Here is a 1,165-nt window from a genome sequence, read left to right as displayed (position 1 = left end):
GCCTGCAAGTAGTCCAGCGCGTTGTTCAGCGACGTGAAGCCGGCGTTCGCACCGCCTTGGGTGATGTGCACATCGGGAGGCGTGTCGCGGCTCCAAAGCGTCTTGGGTGACGGCGGACCGATTTCGAAGAAATTCATCATCCGATCGACCATGCGCGATTTGGCAAAGGCCGGATCAAGCCGGAGCGGAACGGCAGCCTCGACCCGTATGCCCGCCAGTTCGCGCCAATTACGCGGGTTTTCGGACTTTACCGTGTAGAAGTAGCTCGCGTTACTGAAGTAGCGGGCGCGCAGGAGGAGGATGAATTTGTCGATGTACTTGGCGTAGAAGCCATTGAACGTCTCCTTTCCCCTATTGCCGTATGCGATACCCGCAACCGATTGCAGCGTAGTAAAGGACTGCGGATCGGTACGGACCATATCGTCATTCTTGTTTGGCGCAACAAGCCCTTGCGTCCACAACAATTGCCATTCGGTCGGATAGTCCATACGTTGCAATGGATTCAACCACATCAGTCCGACAACCTGCGCGAAGAATGGCTTCGCCGGTTCTTCTACTACTTTCGCGGTGCTCCCTGCAGGTGCTTGGACAGGCGAGGCTTGTACAGGACGCGTCATGGCCGTGGTGAACATAAACACCGCAAGGGCGGCCAAGGCAGGCAAGACAACGAATCGTTTCATCCAATCTCCTATTTCCAAGTGGGCAGGGTCGGGTTGCTCTACGTGAGCCATCAGCGTGGCCATGAGCACGGTGACAAGCACCCATGTCGAAACGGCGGCGGCGACACGTCGCGGCCATGTAGCGATCAGCATCTTCATACGGCACCTCCGACCTTCAAATAAAGCTGACCCTCACGCTCATCGAAGATCGCGGCCGGCATCTTGCCTTCGCTTTCTTCGGTATGTACCCATTCGTGGAGAGGCGTTCTATTGAGCGTCCCCGACGCAAAATAGTCGGCATACGTCTTGTTCGGATTCTCCGAGGGAATCCCGCCCCCCATCCGCCAATCGGCCTCAATCCGCAAGTCGTAGAGTTGATCGGGCGTCAAATAGCACCGACCGACGGCAACGTCATACGCAAGCGCCTTTTCGGCATGCTCCGGATTGGTCATCGTCGTCGAGTGGTTGGTTGGGCTATTGGTCGCACCGCGATCGAGCCAGTCGAC

The 1,165-nt window shown here is 57.2% G+C and carries 1 protein-coding gene and 1 pseudogene; both read right to left on the bottom strand.

All coding sequences use genetic code 11. The features are described 5' to 3' along the window. A pseudogene (locus tag DIE13_RS32505) lies at positions 1–818 on the bottom strand (virulence factor); the annotation flags it as partial. Continuing rightward, a partial coding sequence (locus DIE13_RS32500; protein ID WP_124831043.1) for a DUF3274 domain-containing protein occupies positions 815–1,165 on the bottom strand: 351 nt, incomplete at its 5' end. The pseudogene DIE13_RS32505 and the gene DIE13_RS32500, both read right to left, overlap by 4 nt.

The organism is Burkholderia sp. Bp9016 (genome assembly GCF_003857765.1).
In the GTDB taxonomy this organism is placed as follows: Bacteria; Pseudomonadota; Gammaproteobacteria; order Burkholderiales; family Burkholderiaceae; genus Burkholderia.
This window is presented reverse-complemented; position numbering and strand designations above follow the sequence as displayed.